Origin of the sequence: Streptomyces bohaiensis, from assembly GCF_012033785.1 — a bacterium.
Classification (GTDB): Bacteria; Actinomycetota; Actinomycetes; order Streptomycetales; family Streptomycetaceae; genus Streptomyces; species Streptomyces bohaiensis.
Window position 1 is genome coordinate 1 of record NZ_JAAVJC010000086.1, and the last position, 17913, is coordinate 17913.

At 74.2% G+C, this 17913-nt stretch carries 6 protein-coding genes; 2 read left to right on the forward strand and 4 right to left on the reverse strand.

Going from position 1 to position 17913, the window contains the following annotated elements:
• The 4 genes from HCN52_RS12145 to HCN52_RS12160 all read right to left on the reverse strand — a co-directional run.
• The coding region (locus HCN52_RS12145) for a serine/threonine-protein kinase (RefSeq protein ID WP_245175070.1) at positions 1-1617 on the reverse strand (1617 nt) is incomplete at its 3' end.
• A gap of 127 nt (positions 1618-1744) precedes the next feature.
• A complete protein-coding gene (locus HCN52_RS12150) occupies positions 1745-3469 on the reverse strand; it encodes a glycerol-3-phosphate dehydrogenase/oxidase (RefSeq protein ID WP_168088438.1) in 1725 nt (574 codons plus the stop codon).
• A gap of 676 nt (positions 3470-4145) precedes the next feature.
• Positions 4146-10577 carry an RHS repeat-associated core domain-containing protein gene (locus HCN52_RS26180; RefSeq protein WP_168088439.1) on the reverse strand — a complete coding sequence of 2144 codons (6432 nt, stop codon included), beginning with the start codon at positions 10575-10577 and terminating at the stop codon, positions 4146-4148.
• A 196-nt stretch (positions 10578-10773) separates the two neighbouring features.
• Entirely contained in the window at positions 10774-15087 is a 4314-nt protein-coding gene (locus HCN52_RS12160; protein ID WP_168088440.1) for a laminin G domain-containing protein, read from the reverse strand.
• Between the two features lie 250 nt (positions 15088-15337).
• Between HCN52_RS12160 and HCN52_RS12165 the strand changes: the two genes are divergently transcribed.
• Positions 15338-16723 carry a sensor histidine kinase gene (locus HCN52_RS12165; RefSeq protein ID WP_168088441.1) on the forward strand — a complete coding sequence of 462 codons (1386 nt, stop codon included), beginning with the start codon at positions 15338-15340 and terminating at the stop codon, positions 16721-16723.
• Positions 16724-16793: 70 nt separating this feature from the next.
• A partial coding sequence (locus HCN52_RS12170; RefSeq protein ID WP_168088442.1) for a hypothetical protein occupies positions 16794-17913 on the forward strand: 1120 nt, incomplete at its 3' end.

Sequence of the window (17913 nt, forward strand, 5' to 3'; positions counted from 1 at the left end):
GTCCTGGCCCCGCCCCCGCCCGGCCGGGCCCGGGGCGTCCTGGCCCGGGGTGCCCGGCGCCGGCACCGAGGTCCCGGCGCCCGTCGCGGCGCGTCGGGAGCGGTCCAGCACGTCGCGCAGCATGGCGCGGGTCACCGGTTCGTCGAACCGCTCGGCGGGATCCTTGTCGAGCAGCCCCGTGATGACCTCGGCGAGCGGGCCGGCGGCGTCGGGAACCACCACCGGGTCGTTCATGACGGCGGTCAGGGTGGATATCGCCCCGCCGCGGTCGTAGGGGGGCCGACCGACCAGCGCGCAGTAGAGCAGCGCACCCAGCGACCAGTAGTCGGCGGGCGGGCCGAAGTCCTCACCGCACGCCCGCTCCGGGGATATGTAGGACGGCGCGCCCACCAGCATGCCGGTGGAGGTGATCGAGGGGTCGCCCTCGACCTTGGCGATACCGAAGTCGGTGAGCACCACGCGGCCGTCGGCGTCCGAGACCAGGACGTTGGAGGGCTTCACGTCCCGGTGGACGATCCCGGCGCGGTGGGCCGCGGCGAGCACGTCCACGACCGCCAGACCCACTTCCGCCGCCCGGCGCGGGGTCAGCGGGCCGTCCTCCCGGATCACGTCGGCCAGCGACCGGCCCTCGATCAGCTCCATGACGATCCACGGGCGGTCGCCCTCGTCGACCACGTCGAAGACGGTGACGACACCGCGCCCCCGGATGGTGGCGATGGCGCGGGCCTCGCGCAGCGTACGGGTGATCAGGCGGCGGCGTTCGGCGTCGTCGATCACCGAGGAGAGCCGCAGCTCCTTCACCGCCACCTGGCGGCCCAGCCGCTCGTCGGTGGCGCGCCAGACGGTTCCCATCCCGCCGCGGCCCAGGAGCTCGCCGAGGCGGTAGCGGCGCGCGAGCAGCTCCACCGGCGGCACGGGGACGAACTCCACGCGGTCCTCGTAGTAGTCGCCGCCGGTGGTCTCGTCGGGCAGCTCCTCGCCGTAGGAGAGGCCGAGTTCGGCGGAGCGCTCCGCGTCGTCGTCGGCGGCGACCGGTGCGCGGACCGGGTCCCGCGCACCGGCGGGGTCGTGACCGGGCGCGGCGTCAGGGCCGGGCGCGGCGTCAGGGCCGGCCGCGGGGTCGTGATCGGGCGCGGCCGCCGGTCCGGCTGCGTCCGGCTCCGCCTCAGGCCCGGCCGCCGACGCGGCGTCCACCGGCTCCGGTTCGGCGGCTGCCGCCGGGTCCGGTGCCCGGTCGTCGGCGACGGCCTCCGCCGGGCCGAGGTTCACGGTGCGCGGGGAGGGAAGGTCACGGCGGCGGTCCGGACCGAGCGTCACGGTCGGCGGCGAGGGCTCCTCGACCTTCCCGAGCGAGACCGTCCGCGGGGAGTCGCCCTCCGCGGCGCCGCCCGGCAGCGCACCGGCCGCGTCCGCCACCTCGGGCGGTGCGCCGTCGTCGCCTCCGACGTCCCCGTCCGACCGCCGCTCCGGCGCCCGGTCGGCCGACGGCGGTGCCGACGCGTCGGCACCGGCTGCCCGTTGGTCGGTCGGTTCGGTGCCCGCCGCGGCGTCCTCCGGGTTCCCGGTCTCGCCGCGCTCCCCGCTGTGGTGGCCCATGTGTCGTGTCCCCTCCGGCATTGCGCACATTGTCACTCATCGGTGCGACACCGTGGAGCACGCGTCCGGGAAGGGCCGCGACGCAACGGGACGGTGCCCCGCCGTGATGGCGGGGCACCGTCCCGTGGGCCGCGGAAGGTCCGGCAGGTCAGAGCGGCACGGTGTCCGGTGCGCCCAACCGGGCCGCGTCCGCGGTCTGGTCGTCCGGCTGGAGCTGCGACTCCCGCTCGGCCTCCACCCGCTTCTCGTAGTGCTCGACCTCACGGTCGATCTGCTTCTGGTCCCAGCCCAGCACGCCGGCCATCAGCTCGGCGCACTCGCGGGCGCTGCGGGTGCCCCGGTCGAAGGTCTCGATGGAGATCCGGGTGCGACGGGTGAGCACGTCCTCCAGGTGACGGGCGCCCTCGTGGGAGCACGCGTAGACCACCTCGGCCCGGAGGTAGTCGTCCGCGCCGCCCAGCGGCTCACCGAGGTCGGGCCGACTCTCGATCAGCTCCAGCACCTCCTCGGTGAGGGAGCCGTAGCGGTTGAGCAGGTGCTCGACCCGGGCGACGTGCAGCCCGGCGCGGGCGGCGATCCGGGCGCGGGCGTTCCACAGCGCGTGGTAGCCCTCGGCTCCGACGAGCGGCACCTCCTCGGTGCAGCACTTGGCGACCCGGACGTCCAGGCCGTGGACGGCGGCGTCCACCGCGTCCTTGGCCATCACCCGGTAGGTGGTGTACTTGCCGCCCGCGACGACCACCAGTCCCGGGACGGGGTGGGCCACGGTGTGCTCCCGTGACAGCTTGCTCGTCGCCTCGGACTCGCCCGCCAGCAGCGGGCGCAGCCCGGCGTAGACGCCCTCGACGTCGTCCCGGGTGAGCGGTACCGCCAGCACCGAGTTGACCTGCTCCAGCAGGTAGTCGATGTCGGCGCTGGAGGCCGCGGGGTGCGCCTTGTCGAGGTCCCAGGAGGTGTCGGTGGTGCCGACGATCCAGTGCCGACCCCACGGGATGACGAAGAGCACGCTCTTCTCGGTGCGCAGGATCAGCCCGGTCGAGGAGTGGATGCGGTCCTTCGGCACCACCAGGTGGATGCCCTTGGAGGCGCGGACGTGGAACTGGCCGCGCTCCGCGATCATGCCCTGGGTGTCGTCGGTCCAGACGCCGGTGGCGTTGACGACCTGCTTGGCGCGGATCTCCAGCGAGCGGAACCCGCCGTTGCCGTCGCCGGACTCCAGGTCGTCGACGGTGACGCCGACGACGCGCTCGCCCTCGCGCAGCACCCCGGTGACCCGCGTCCGGTTGGCGCAGGCGGCGCCGTACCCGGCGGCCGTGCGTACCAGGGCGGAGACGAACCGGGCGTCGTCCGCCTGGGCGTCGTAGTACTGGAGCGCGCCGACCAGCGCATCCTTGCGGAGCGCCGGGGCGACCCGCAGCGCCTTGCTGCGGCTGAGGTGCCGGTGGACGGGCAGGCCGCGGCCGTACCCGGAGGAGACCGACATCGCGTCGTAGAGCGCGACGCCGGAACCGGCGTAGATCCGTTCCCAGCCCCTGTGCTGCAACGGGTAGAGGAAAGGGACCGGCTTCACCAGGTGGGGGGCGAGGCGGCCGAGCAGCAGCCCGCGTTCCTTCAGGGCCTCCCGGACCAGGGCGAAGTCCAGCATCTCCAGGTAGCGCAGGCCACCGTGGATCAGTTTGCTGGAGCGGCTGGAGGTGCCGGAGGCCCAGTCCCGCGCCTCCAGTAGCCCGGTGCTGAGACCGCGGGTCGCCGCGTCCAGGGCGGTGCCGGCGCCGACGACGCCTCCTCCGACCACCAGCACATCGAGCTCGCGGTCCGCCATTCGCCGTAGCGCGTCGGTCCGCTCGGCCGGTCCCAGTACGGCTGTCTTCACTGGCCTGCCCTCTCGTTCGTCCGATGTCTCTCTTCTCCCTCCTTCCCATCGTCACCGATTTCTGTCCACCTGTCGCCGCACACCCGTCCGAACAGCGGGGGGACAGGTGGCGAATCCCCCGGCAGCAGGGGGTGAGCGGCGTGGAAGGGTCCGGGCGCGCCGCCCGGCGTCGGCCGACACGACGTGACGGTGTGGAAGGGCCATGTCACCGTGGGTGCGGCTGCCGTGTCCCGGCTGCGCGCAGGGGCGGACACCGCGCGGGAGTGGTCACCGCCGGTACCGGACGCAGTGCGCAGCGGCGCGCGTGCGCCGGGTCGCCCCCCGTGGACGATCCGACGCCCGGCAGCGTCCTGGTCCGAGGACAGCCGGTGCGCTCCGCCGCGTCGCGTGTGAGCCGCTCCCCCCGGATGCCCGGCGCCTCCCGCGGAGGGAGGTGCCGGGTGTTCGCTCCGACCCCCCGGCACGAACACGGCTCCGGTAGCCGTGAAAGTTCTCGGCTACCGGCGGAGACGGTACCGCCGGGAGGCGCGCGGCAGTGACGCTCGATCGACCCACAACCTCCGCGCCGCCCACACGTGGCGGGCTCATCCACAGAAAGCGGCCCGGCCCGCCGCCCGGACGCGGGAGCGTCGGGGCGGCGGGGCGGGCCGGGCGGGGCGTGCGGAGCGGGAGGGGGCTACTTCAGGGTGATGGTCTCCCGCCAGCGGACATCGATCTCGGTGCCGTCCGTGCTCTTGGGCGTGTCCTTGTCGTAGCCGTTGATGGGATCGCGGAAGGCCGACTCCCGATTGAGCCGGTCCCTCACCCGGAACACCACCGTCGCTGTACCGGCGTCGTGGTCGATGCTCTCGACGTGGACGAACACGCTGTAGGACCCGATGGTCTCGGCGTTGTTGCCAAGGCCGGTGGTGATTCCGAGGAAGTCCTGTGCCATACGCCCGAAGCGCCGCGAGGTACTGAGGTCCTTGGACCTGTAGTCGTACTCCTTTTCGGGCAACGTGCCCGGACCCGCACCGTGCAGGTCGGTGGAGAGACGCTCGCGTACTTCCTCAATGTGCTTCGTCTTGCGCATCTCCTCAGTGAACTTGTCGCCTTCGGTAAACAGCCACACATCAGGACTTCTCTGCGCCGCAAAGAGGTAGGTGACCCACCATCCGCCGATGGCCTGAGGATCACAGCGCTTCCCTCCGCCGGCAGCGGGGCAGAAGACAAAGCCGAGATTGTCGAACTGACACAGAGCGTTGCAGTCGGTCTCGGTCTCCCAGGGAGCGGGGACGAAGTCCCGGCCGCCGTGGGAGACGCGGAAGACCGAGGCGCCGCCGCCGCGGATGCCCCCGCTGCCGCGGGCGATCCAACCGACGCCGCCGGACTTGCCCTTGCCGACCGAGCCGGGGCTCCTTCCCACGGTGCCCTTGCCACCCCCCGAGGAGCGCTTGGGACCGCTCGTGGCGATGCCCTTGGCCTTCCCCTTGCCCGCGGACTTGCCCGCGGCCTTTCCGACGGCCTTGCCGATCGCCTTGCCGATCTTCTTCAGCGCCTTGCCGAGGGACTTGCCGAAGAGTCCGGTGGGGTCGGTGAAGGCGAGCGGGTTGTTGTAGGCGTAGGAGTAGCCGTGCATCTGCTGGGGGTTGGAGATGTCGAGGACGGGGTCGGCGCTGAGGAACCGGCCGAGTTCCGCGTCGTACTCGCGGGCGCCGACCCCCAGGAGGCCGGTGTCCTCGGTGTCGTCGGTGGCGCCGACGAACGCCCTGGTGCCGGGCCAGTCCTCGGGTGCCTCGCCCCGGACTCCGCCGAAGGGCAGGGTGCGGCGCCGCACCACGGTGTGGTCCTCGGCGTCGACCGCCAGGTGGCCCGTGGCGTGGTGGTCGGCGAGGGTGAAGGAGACGGTGCCGTCGTCGGCGACGACGGCCTGGTGGCCGCCTCCGAGGTCGAGGTAGCGCGTGGCGGTGGCGGTGTCGGAGCCGGCCCCGACTGTCACCTGGGTGTGGCCGAGGTAGAGCGTGGCGGTCTCCTCGGTGCGGCTGATGAGCCGGGTGTTGGCGGTGTCGTAGACGTAGCGGGTGGTGCCGGAGCCGTCGCCGTTGTCGACCTCGGAGACGCGGCCCTCGGCGTTCCAGGTGAGGGTCTGTTCCACCGTGCCGTCCTCGGCGGGACGGTCGCGGGTCACGGTGTTCCCCGCGGCGTCGTAGCCGTACTCGCGGCGCAGCGTGGTGCCGTCGGAGCCGGTGTCCTCGACCGCGGCGACCGCGTACGGCTGGTCGGCGTCGTAGTGGTAGGCGCGGGTCAGCCCGGCCTCGTGGTCGGTCTCCGCGGTGCGGTTGCCGAGCGGGTCGTAGGCGTAGCTGTGGTGGTAGGGGGCGGGACCGGCCACGGTGGCGGCGTCGCCGTCGGCTGCGCATGCGGTGCGGGCCTCGGTCCAGGCCTCGGTCAGGCGGCGGAGGTGGTCGTAGGTGAAGCACTGGGTGTCGGTGGTCCCGCCGCCGACGTCGGAGACGGAGAGCACGTTGCCGACCTGGTCGTAGCGGTAGGTCTCGTGGCGGTCCACACCCGGCTGGTCGGCACGCTCCACGCGGGTGGTGGTGAGGAACTGGGTTCCCCACTCGTAGGTGTTGGTGGCCCATGTCTTCTTGCCGCCGGCCGCGGAGAGTTCGAACTGCTGGGGCTTGCCGGTGAGGCTGTAGCGGGTGTCGACGGCGATACCGCGCGGGCCGCGGGCGGTGACCGGCCGCAGGGTGCCGTCCTCGTAGCCGAAGGTGAGGTTCTGTCCGGGCAGGGACCCGGCGGCCGGCAGCCCGACCGAGCGCAGGACGCCGGAGGGCTCGTACTCGCTGCTGGAGACGTAGGAGCCGGCGAGCGCCCCCTCCGACTCCGGAATGGTGACGCGGGTGCGGATCGGCCGGTAGAGGCTGTCGAAGGCGATGTTCTCGCTGATGTAGGCGTTGCCCTCGTGCCACCGGGTGGCGCGGGTCTGCTGGCCGATGGCGCCGGTCACGGTGTCGTACTCCCACTCGGCGAGGAGCGGGCCGTCCGCGTCCCCTCGGCGCAGGGCGGTGGCGCGGCCGATGCCGTCGTACTCACGGACGAGTGTGGTGCCGCGGCCGTCGGTGGACGAGCGGAGGAGGCCGCGTTCGTCGTAGGTGGAGCGGCGGGTGCCGGAGACCGGGTCGTGGACGGCGGTCTCGTTGCCGATCAGGTCGTACTCGTACCGCCAGACGTTGTCCTCGGCGTCGGTGACCGAGGCGAGACGGCCGTGCGCGTCGTAGGCGTAGTGGGTGGCGTCGTAGGCGGAGTCGGGCGACCGGTCGTGGTGGTGGCGTCGCTCGGCGACCTCGCCCAGGGCGTTCATGATCGTGGTCGTGGTGGTGCCGCCCTCGGGCGGGACCACCACGGAGCGGTCCCCGAGGTGTTCGGCCCGGGTCACCGACAGTTCCCTGCCGCCGTCGCCGTCGCCCGCCATGACGCGGGTGACGGTCTCGCGGCCGAGCCCGTCGTGGGTGTGGCGGGTCTGGGACTCGACGAGGGACTCGTCGGCGACCTGGAAGAGGGTCGCGGAGGGCGGTCCGTCGGCGTAGTAGTCGGCGAACGTCTTGGCGGTGAGACCGCGCTCGTCGTAGAAGGTGTCGGCGATCAGCCGGCCGCCGTCCGGGCCGGGCGTCTGGCTCTGCCGCTCGCGCAGCAGTCCGTCGTAGAGCACCCAGGAGGTGTCCTGGACGCCCCGGTTGCCGATGGTGCGGGTGCCGACGGCGGCCGGCCGGCCCTCGGCGAGCCGGTAGACGTACTCGGTGCTGGGAAGCTGCCGGGGTGTGCGGTCGGGGAACCAGACCTTGGTGAGGCGGCCGAAGGCGTCGTGCTCGGCGTGGGTGGTGCGATTGTTGGTGTCGGTGGTGCGCACCGCCACCGGGCGGCGCGGGTCGAGCGTGGTGGTGATGCGCTGGGCGGTCGTGGCGTCGCCCGCGACGGCCGGCGGGGTGGTCTCGGTGACGGTGACGGGGATGCCGGTGGCCGGGCTGTGGACGGTGGTGGTGCTGAGTCCGTCGTCGCGGGCGGTGCGCACGGGGGCGTCGGTCCCGGTGAAGCGGAGCTCGCCGGTGATGTCGGTGAGCTTGACCACCCGGCCGTAGCGGTCGTACTCGGTGGCGGACTCGATGTAGGTGCCGGTGGTGCCGTCGTGCTCGTGGAGGACGGCGGTGGCGGTCACGTCGCCGTGCGTCGGGGCTGCGCCGAACGCCTTGCCGTCGTAGGCGTAGCGGACGTCCGCGGTGACGTCGCGGGCGCGGTCGGGGGTGAGGGAGCAACGGCCGGCCACGGTCTCCTCGCGGGAGACGGCGGTGAGGATGCCGCCCGGGCTGTCGGTGGCGTAGCTGGTGCGGGTGCACTGGTCGTCGGCAGTGGTGGCGGAGTCGCCGCGGATGTCCTCGGTGGTGACGCGGCCGGCGACGGTGTCGTAGGTGAAGTACTGGTCGGTGGTGCGCCAGCGCTCGCCCGCGCCCGCGTCGAGCGAGGTCCAGGCGTGGCGGGAGGCGATGTCGACGAAGTCCGAGGTGAGGGTGCCCCAGTCGCGGACGCTGCGCGCGGTGCGGTGGCTCCACGGACGGGAGACGGTCCGCTCCAGGACCTTGCCGCCGGGGGCGTCGAAGGTGACGGTCCGGTAGGCGAAGCCGGCGAGCGCCCGGTGGTCGGTCAGAGCCGTCCCCTCGCCGGCGCCGAGGGCGACGGTGACCGCCCGGGTCCCGCCGGAGGGGCTGAGCCGGTCGCCGTGCATGCCGCGCAGGAAGTAGTGGTCCTCCTGGGAGGAGGTCGAGGTCTGACCGCCGGTGGTCACGCGCACGTGTCCGTAACCGCGCCAGACGGACCAGGTCTTCTCGTCCTCGGGCACGAGGCCGTTGTCGTCGTCGTAGTGCCAGGCGCCGCCGCCGAGGTACTGGTAGCGCGTCACCTGGTCCGGCGCCCCGCCGGTGCGGTCGGTGGCGGTGACGGACTCGACGACGTACTTGTTGAACCAGTGCAGTTCGGCGTCGTGGTCGGGGCCGCCGCCCAGGTACTGCGGGAAGCAGCGCGTGGTGTTGGTGTGGGGCGTCGGGGTGGAGCCGGTGGTGCAGGCGGGCGCCGAGTAGCCGACGTCGATCTGGCCGCCGGCCTCGTCGGCGACGGAGGAGACCCGGGCCTTGATGAACGGGGCGTAGCCGTCCCCGGTGCGGTCGAGCCGGTTGGGGAGCTGCTCGTAGGCGAAGGTCGTGGCGGGCAGCGTCGCGGGGGCGGCGGCGGTGTGGCCGGTGTGCTGCACGCCGGTGAGCAGCAGTTGGTAGTTGACGTCGGCGGTGCCCCAACGGTGGCGCAGTTGCCAGGAGTCGACGTCGCGGTGGCCGTCGGGGGTGAGGATCTGGGTGGTCACCTTCGCCAGGCGCTCAGTGGTCCAGAAGGTGGGGCTGTAGCGGCCGGTGTCGCACTCCTCGTCCTTGTCGCAGTTGAGGTCCCACGGGGTGTCGTACCAGTGGCGGGAGTCCTCGCGGATGTCCGAGCAGTCGGCGCCGCCGCCGGCCAGGCAGCGGTCCGCGCCGGTGAAGAGGACCTTGGCGAGGGGGCGCTGGGTGTGGACGGTGTCGCGGTGGAGGCCGTACTCGATGCGGTCGATGCTGCCGCCGCGGGTGTAGCGGGTGTTGTTGTCGGTGTCGAGGAAGCGGCTGTAGGAGTTCTCCTCCTTGGTGTAGTAGTAGGCCGCCGCGTTGCCGCGTGTGTCGACGACGTAGTCGAGGTTCCAGCGCCAGCCCTGCTGGCACCAGGCGTCCTTCGCGGTCGCGTTGTGGCAGGGCTCGCCGCGGTCGTTGCCGTAGACCGGGACGGTCCAGGTGGAGTCGGTGGTGTCGCGGCCGGCGCTCCAGCCGGGGAGGCGGTGGTAGCCGAAGTAGTAGCGGGTGCCCTCGGGGTCGGTGAGGCGCCAGTACTCGCCGTCGTTGTCGCCGTTGCCGCGTGCGGTGGAGCGGAGGCGGTCGACGACGGTGCCGTCGTCGCTCTGGAGCTTCCAGCGGTCGGCGCCGTCGGGGACGAGCTCTCCGCCGATGCCGTTGAAGGAGATGTGGGCGTTGTCGTGGTCCCAGCAGAGGTCGTGGACGGCGTGCCCGTCGGAGTTCTCGAACTCCTCGACCGCACAGGACTCGTACTTGCGCTCGATGTAGCCGGGCCAGAGGTGGAATCCGTCGCCCACCCACGAGCCCTGGTTGTTGCTGCCGCCCGTACGGCCGTCGATGGAGCCGGAGCTGTAGCCCAGCCCCAGCGAGGGCTGCAGCCCGCCCGGCACCTCGGGGACGGGGAACGGGTGCGACCAGGTGAAGTCGCCGGTGTTGAGATCGGTCTCCCAGGCCGAGGACGCCGCGAGGTCGGTGGCGGCCCAGTCGCCCTCCTCGCTTTCCGCCTCGGACGAGGCGAGGAGAACGACGGGTTCACCGGCGGGCAGGTCGAGCCCCGTCACGGTGAGAGTGCGCGCGGTGGTGTCGTTGCGCGCCTCCAGCGGCTCGGCGGTGGCGCACTCCGCCTTTTCCGGGGTCTCGGCGGCGCAGCCCGGCAGCCGGGAGAGGGTGAGACGAGAGGCGTAGCCACCACCGTGGGCGCGGGCGAAGGAGCTGTAGTCGACGGTGACGTCGGCGCGCAGCGTGTCGCCGACCGCGCCGGCGCCCGCGCGGAAGAGTTCGGCGCCGACGGCCGGCGTCGTGGACGCGGTGGGACCGGTCGGCCGCGCCTCGATGACGACCAGCGCGCCGTCGCCGGCGGGGCCTTCGGTGCGCTCCGCCAGGTCGTGCATCTCGACCGTGGCGGCGGCGGGCGCGGTGACCGAGCCCAACGTGACGGGGAGATCGCCGGCGCGTGTCGGCAGCGGGCCGCTCCCCGGGCCGGCGAGCGTGACGTCCGCGGTGCCGGTCGGCGGGGTCTGGTCGCCCTCCGGGGCAGGAACGGGCGCCCGTGGCGTCTCGCCGTGGTGACGGGGCAGTACGGGCAGTTCACCGGCGCTGCCGACAGGTTCCTCCGCCTGCGGCACGTCGGGGGTGCGCTGGTCGCCGACGGCGGTCGGTGCCGAGACGGCCTGTACCAGGCCGGCGAGCAGGACGGTGGCCACGGCCCCTGCGGTGGCCCGGCGGGTCGCGGTGAGCCGGCGAGGCCACCGCGGTTTCGCTGTCATCTGATGTGCCCCTCTTCCTCGGACGTGGCAGGACGGGCCGCGCTCGGCCTCGTCAGGTGGTGCGGCGCCGCGTTCGGGCGCGCGGGGGCCGGTGCCCGGCCGGGGACGACCGGGCACCGGTGGTCGCCGTCGGTCAGTCGACGCCGGGGACCCGGGTCGGCAGACCGGCGGTGCCGGCGGCCAGTGAACGGACCTGGTGGTCGGTCAGGACACCCTGGAAGGACCAGAGGTCGTCCACCGATCCCGGCCAGTGCTCCCCCGGCCCCCTGTCGGTGCGGGCCGACCGGCCGACCTCCAGTGCGCCCGTCGCCTCGAAGGTCAGGGCGTTCTCCGCCCAGGAGCCGCCCGGTACGCAGTCGGTGCCGTCGGCGGCAGCCGGTGCGTCACCGTCCGCTGGTTCGTCCACGTCCGACGGGTCGGCGCAGGCGACCTCCTCCAGCCGTCCGTCGACGTAGAGCCGCGCGGTCTTGTCCAACCCGTCGTAGACCACGGCGAGGTGGTGCCACGACCGGACGTCGGCGACCGCTTGGTTGACGATCTCGGTGACCGTTCCGGCCGCGTCGTCGTCGGAGGTGAGTTGGAGGCGCCAGGTTCCCCACTCCGGGTCCTCGGGATCGGGGACCCACCGCACGGCGAGGGCGTCGCGGGCACTGCCCGCCGCGCTGAGCCAGGTGGCGGGGCCGGTCGGGGCCCCTGCGGCCTGCGCCCAGCCGGCGACGGTGAAGCTGCCGTCGGTCGCGACGGGCAGCCGGGTGGTGCGGGCGTGGCCACCGATCCCGTCGAGGTCGAGCGCGCCGGAGTCCACCCACCCGCCGCCGATGGTCGCACCGGGCGCGAGCGTGAGCGCGTTGCCTTCCGGCGAGGCGTCGGGGGTGGCCCCGGCGTCGGCGGTCTCGAACATCCACCGTCCCGTCACGCGGGCGGGCTGCTGGTAGAGCTGGGTGACCTCGCGGGCGGTGACCACACGGTCGTGGACCCGCACATCGTCGATCTCACCCGGGAAGAAGGACCCGATGCGGTCGGTGTACCGGCTCGCGCCGATCGACACCTGGCCGGGTGCGTGCCAGGGGGCGGTATGGCTCGCGGTCCCGACGGCGCGCCCGTTGACGTACAGGGTGAGGGTCTGCCGAACGGCGTCGTGGACGCCGACCAGGTGGGCCCACTCGCCGTCGCGGGCAGCGGTGCCGGCGGGTTGCATCGCCCGTACCGGGGTGGCTCCGACGGCGTCCGCCGAGTACTGGTTGAAGGCCCAGCGGTCGTAGACGCGGGAGTAGTACAGCTCGAACCCTGGCCTCTCCCGGCCGTGCTGCGCGGCGATGATCGCGGCGCCGGTGCCGCGGCTCTTGTCCAGCCGCGCCCAGGCGGAGACGCTGAAGCTGGTGTCGGTGCGGACGACGCCGGCGTCGGCGACCGCGTGCCCGGTGGCGCCGTCGAAGGCGGCGGCAGCGGCCTGCACCCCGCCCACGCCGGTTTCCACGGAGCCGTGGATCCGGGCGGGGATCACGTCGGCCGCGCCGGAGACGGTCGCCGCGGATGCCGGCTCGTCGAGGTCGAACAGGGCCACTGCGGGGCGGCCGGGAGCTTCGCGCAGTCGTTCCTTGGCGTGGAGCCGCGCAATGTCCGGGTCGTCGCCGCGCAGGAAGCCGGCGAAGAGCGCGACCTCGTCCACGCTGCCGGGCAGGTGGCCGGTGACCTGCCCGTCCTGGTGGCCGGCGCCGATCCGCAGCGGGCCGCGGGCGTCCGCGACGGCGGGGGCGGTCAGCAGCCCGGCCGCGCGGCCGTCCACGTACAGCCGGAGCGCGGTGCCGTCCCAGGAGCCGAGAAGATGTGTCCACTCTCCGGCGACGGCAGGCTGCGTGTCCACCACGCGGTCGGCGGTGACGTCGCCGGGGGCGTCCTGCCGGTACCGCCCGAAGGACCAGGCGCCGTCAGCGGCACGGTAGGAGAGCTCCATGCCGGGCTTGTGGCGGCCGGCCTGGCTGACGACGACGGCGTCGCCCTCGGGCAGGCGGTCCAGCCGCACCCAGGCGGAGACCGTGTGGAAGCCACCGGTCTCCACGACGGGGCCGGCGGTGGCAGCGTGCCCCTCGACCCCGTCGAGGGCGAGCGCCGTACCGAGAGCGCCGGGCGCACCGGCGGTGGCACCCCCGACGAGACGGGCCTGGCGTTCGGGCGCGGAGCCGGCGAGGACGTCCGCGCCTGCGGGGTCGTCGAGGTCCCACCGGATGCGTTCACCGGGGCCCGTACCGACCCGGTACTGGTAGGTGCGGGTCTCGGACGCGTTGCCCGCTCCGTCGAGAGCCTGCGCCGTCACGAAGTGCAGGCCGGGGCCGGCGGGCAGCACCATCACGGTGCCGGCGGCGCCGCGGCTGACGGCGACGCGGTTGGCGGGCAGCGGGTCCGTGTTGACGCCGTAGCGGTAGGCGACCACGTCCGCGTCGGGGCTGGCCAGGGTGAAGGTGCCGTAGCGGCCGACGCCGTCGTGCCACGGATCGTCGGGGTCGGCGGGGTCGGACTCGGGGTACTGGGTGGACGCGATGGCGGGCGCGGCGGGCACGGAGGAGTCGTAGGTGAAGTAGCAGGCCGTGGGCGTGCCCGCACTGGACCAGGGCCCGTAGTCCGTGCCGTCGTACACGCGGGTGTGCCAGTGGAGCTCGGTGTCCTGCGGCAGGTTGCCCGGCAGGTTCACGGAGAAGCTGCTGCCGGACTTCTTGGCCGTGGTCAGCCCGGAGTTCCACAGGACCTCGCTGCCGCGCTTGACCTGGAACTGCACCCGCACGCTGTCGCCGTCCGGGTCGGTGGCGGAGGCCGCACGCAGCTGCCCGAGGGTCCGGACCGCAGCGCCCTTGCCCGGCCCCTTGCAGGTGCCGCCGTACTCCATGGTCAGCTGCGACATCTTCATCTGCGCCGGTGGGCGGTTGTACTGGACGCGGAGGTGCGCGTTCTTGTGGAACCGCTTCCACTGGTTGGCGTTGCTCTCGTTGCCGGCGCGCAGCCCGAAGGTGAGGGTGGCGGTTCGGCTGTCGGCGGCCTTCTGGATCGCGGCGCGGATCGGGAACTCGGCGTCACCGGCGGGCTTGCAGGCGGACTGGCCACCGCCGTAGTGGAACGACTGGGTGCTCAGCCGCTCGACCCAGAAGCCGGAGGCGTTCTGCGTGTTCCAGCTGGTGGAGCTGGATATGCCCTTGGTCCGCCACAGCTGCACCGGGTGGTTGGTGCACTGCGCGGAGTGCGTGTTGCGCACCACGAACTCGGCGGACATGACGCGAGTACCGGCGAAGCGGGAGGTGTCGATGCGGTAGAAGAGCCGCTTGACGTCGCCGGAGGTGCAGCCCGCCCAGCCGCTGCAGTTGCCGAGCCCCTCGTCGTTCCTGCCGCTGAACTGCCAGTAGCGGGTCGTGGGGTAGGCCCGGGAGGTCATCGCCCAGGCGGAGGCGCGCGGTGAGTGCCACTGGGGGTCGATGTAGACCGGGTAACTGGTCTCGGGCCCGCCGAGCAGCGCGGCGTCGGGTCGGAGGACCAGCTCGCCTCCGGGAGTCACGCGCGTGTCGATTCCGGCCACCCGGGAGGACTCCACCGGCCCGGTGGCCGGGCCGCCCTCACCGCCGGTGCCGGCGGGGGCCCCGGCGGTCCCCGCTTCCCCCGCGTCGCCCTCGGCCGGGCGGCGGGCCGCGGGCTCGGCGACAGCTGCTCCGGAGTCCCACATCAGGGGTGGCGGGGCCTCGAACACCGCCGCCGCGCCCGGGCCGCCGGCGCGCAGCCCGCCCTCGTCGGTGACCTCGACCTCGACGCCCTCCGTACCCAGCTCGAAGCGCAACTCGCGCAGGGCCGGGTTCTCGGCCGCCTCGCGGTCCTTGACGACCAGCAGCGTCGTGAACCCGTCGGACTCGGCGGACACCCGCAGGTCCACGCCCGGCAGGACCTCCGGGTACGTGGCCCGGGGGCCGTCCACCTCCGGTGCGGGCAGCGGAGCCGGCCAGCTCATGGCGAGGTCCCGGCCGTTGCGGGAGAGCGTGGCGAGCGGGCCCTCGCCACCGGCGGAGAGCAGCAGTCCCACCGTTGCGGCCACCGGCCGGAGCCCGCCGTCGGCGGGCCGGAGGTCGGTGTCGACGCGCTGCCAGCCACCGCCCGTCCGCGACCACACGGGCGTCACGTACTCGCGGGCCTCCAACGTGCCGTCCGGCAGCGCCACCACCTCGCGGGTCTCCCCGCGCAGTTCGGTCACCTCGACCGGCTCGCCGCTCTTCTCGGCGGCAGCCACCGCGACGGCCTCGGCGGTGCCCTCCGGCACGGAAGTCGAGTGCCCGGGGGTGCTCTCCACCGCGAGCGTGTCATCCTGCCGGGGACCGGCCGCCAGCGCGACCGGTGGCAGCCCACCGGCCCACACGGCCGCACAGGCCGCCAGCGCGACCAGCCTCGTCGTCGTACGTGTCCGACCCGTCGCCATCGGCGCTCCTCGTTCGGGGCGCCGGCCACCTCGGCCACGGCGCGCGAACCGCCGGGTGAACGGCGTCGACGAGGGCGGGGGTGCGGCGCGTGGATCTGTCAGTGGAGGTCAGCTTCAACGGGCTCGAACACTAGAACAGACGTGGAGGTTCCGTGATTGATTCGCGCCACCGCTACACAGGGGGTCACCCCGTGGTCATGAACCGGGCACAACTCGCCGTGATCCGAGCGGCGCGGTGAAGCGCGCCCCGATGCCATCGGCGGCACGCGGCCCGGCGGAGACGGCGTTCGTGTCGGTCGGCCGCTCGTACGTGCTGCGCGGCCGGGCCATCGTGGTGGTCTGCTGTGCCGCGTTCGCCCTGCTGGGCACCGGGCCGGACCAGCTGGCGGCGACCGCCACCGCCGCCGGGGCGGCGGTGGCGTGGACCGGGCTCCATCTGCGCTGGTGGCAGCGGGGGACGGCACCGATCGCCGTGACCTGCGCCGACCTGGGGTTCCTCGCCGCGCTCTGCCTCACCCAGGGGTTCACGGTGCCCGCCGCGCAGGAGCAGCACGGCCACGCCTGGGTGCTGGTCGCGGTCAGCGTCGCGGTCGTGGCCTACCAGTTCACCCACCCGCCGCTGGTCGGCGTGACCGCGGCGCTCCTGCTGACCGGCGCCGACCTGTGGGGCGTGATGCTGGGGCGTCCCGACACCTGGCCGGAGGCCGTCCCGCAGGTCCTCTGGCTGCTGGTCCAGGCGGCCATGGGGTGCGCCCTCTACCAGCTGGTGCTGCGGCGCTGCCGTGCGGAGGACCGGGCGCTGGCGGCCGCCGCACAGGCGCGTCGGCGCCACAAGCTGTCGCGGGAACGCCGCCGGGCGGAGGAGGAGTACCTGGCGGTCCTGCACGACACCTGCAGCGCCACCCTGCTCATGGCGTCGGCTCCGGCCGGGCCGCCGGCGGCGGTGCTGCGGGCGCAGGCGGCCCGGGATGTGGCACGACTGGAGGCGCTGCGGGCCGCCGGTGCGCCGGGCCCGGCTCCCGGGGCGGGGAACGGCGCCGGAGTGGTCCCGGGCGCGGCGGCGCCGGGCGCGACCGGGTACGGCGAGGAGACGCAGCCGTCGCCGGGGGCAGGCGGGGTGGAGCTCGCCACGGTGCTGGCGGCGGAGCTGCCGCGCCACCCTGGCGCGATCACGACCAGCATGGCGCCGGGCATCGGTCGGGTTCCGGCCGAGGTGGCCGCCGCGCTGCGGGGGGCGATGGCCGAGGCGCTGCGCAACACGGCCCGCCACGCCGCGGCGAGCACCGTCCGGGTCGCCTGTGAGCGCGAGGAGGGCGGAGTGGTGTTGCGGGTGGACGACGACGGTCGCGGTTTCGACCCCGCGGTGGTTCCCCGCCACCGCTGGGGGCTCTCCGGTTCGGTGGTCGGCCGCATGGCCCGGATCGGCGGCGCGGCGGAGATCCGGTCCCGCCCGGGCGGCCCCACGGCCGTGGTGCTGACCTGGCCCGCGCCCGATCGGGACGAGCCGGGGCCGCCGCTCCCGCCGGGTTCGGCCGGCGCGGCCCGGCACGGCCACGGCGCGCGGAGCGGCGCGGTGGCGGACGGGGCGGCGACCGCGCGGGAGACGACGGAGCGAGAGGCGCGGACGGATGGCTGAGCCACAGCACCGGTCACAGCGGCCGGACGCACCGGACGCACCGGGCGGGCGGCACGGGAGGGCGGGAACCGTGGAGTCCGCGCGGTTCACCGCGTCGGCCCCCGACGGAGGGGCCGCCGGCGGGGACCCCGCCTCGGTCGCGGCCGCCGCGCGGCAGGAGGTCCGTCGCTGCCAGGGCGCCACCGCCCGGTTCGGCGGGTACGGCATGCGGTTGGCGGGGCTGGTCATCCTGGTGGGCGTCCAGTTCGGGCTGGCGCTGCCCGGGCTCCTGGAGAGCCTGTCGGAGTACCGCGACCCCACCGTGCAGTGGGTGGCGTTCGGCACCCTGAGCGCCCTGCTGGGCCCGGAGCTCTGGTACGAGCTGCGCCGGCGGCGGCGACCGACCGGCTGGGTGACCGCGGTGCTGGTGATCACCGTGGCGGCCACCGCCGTCTCCACGACGGGGCTGGCGTCGAGCGAGGAGTTCCTCGGCCGGGGCCACTGGTCCTACATGGTCGCCGGCTGGTTCGTCGTCGTCCTGCTGCTGGACCGCCCGCTGCCGCAGGTCGCGGCGGGGCTGAGTGCGGTGCTGGTCATCACGACGGCGCAGTTGTTCGCCGCCGGCCTTCCCGACCGGGTGCTGCTGGCCGGGATGGGGACCAGCGTCGTGGTGATCTTCGCGTTCCAGCTCGCGGTGGCGGCGATCGCCCGGCGGCTGCGCGCCCAGGCCGCGACGGTGCAGCGCGCCCGCCGGGAGGAGGAGCGGCTGCACACGCGGCAACTGGTCGACGAGCAGCTGCACGCCGACCACCTGCGGCGGTACCGCGAGCTGTCGGCCACCGCGCTGCCGGTGCTCGGCGGCATCGCCGACGGCTCGCTGGACCCCGGGGACCCGCTGGTGCGGCAGCGCTGCGCGATCGAGACGTCCCGGCTGCGGCGGCTGTTCGCGGAGCACGACGAGACGGCCGATCCCCTGGTGCACGAGCTGCGGGCCTGCCTGGACCTGGCGGAACGCAGCGGGCTGCCGGTGCGGTTCGCGGTACGCGGTGCGCCGGTGCCCCTGGCCCCGGAGGTGCGGCGCGCGTTGACCGAGCCGGTGCTGCTGGCGCTGGCCGACGCGCGGGGCGATGCCCGGGTGACCCTGGTCCGGGACCCCGGGCGGGTGCGCGTCGGGGTGGTGACCGCCGCGGCCGCGTCGGCCGGAGCGGGCG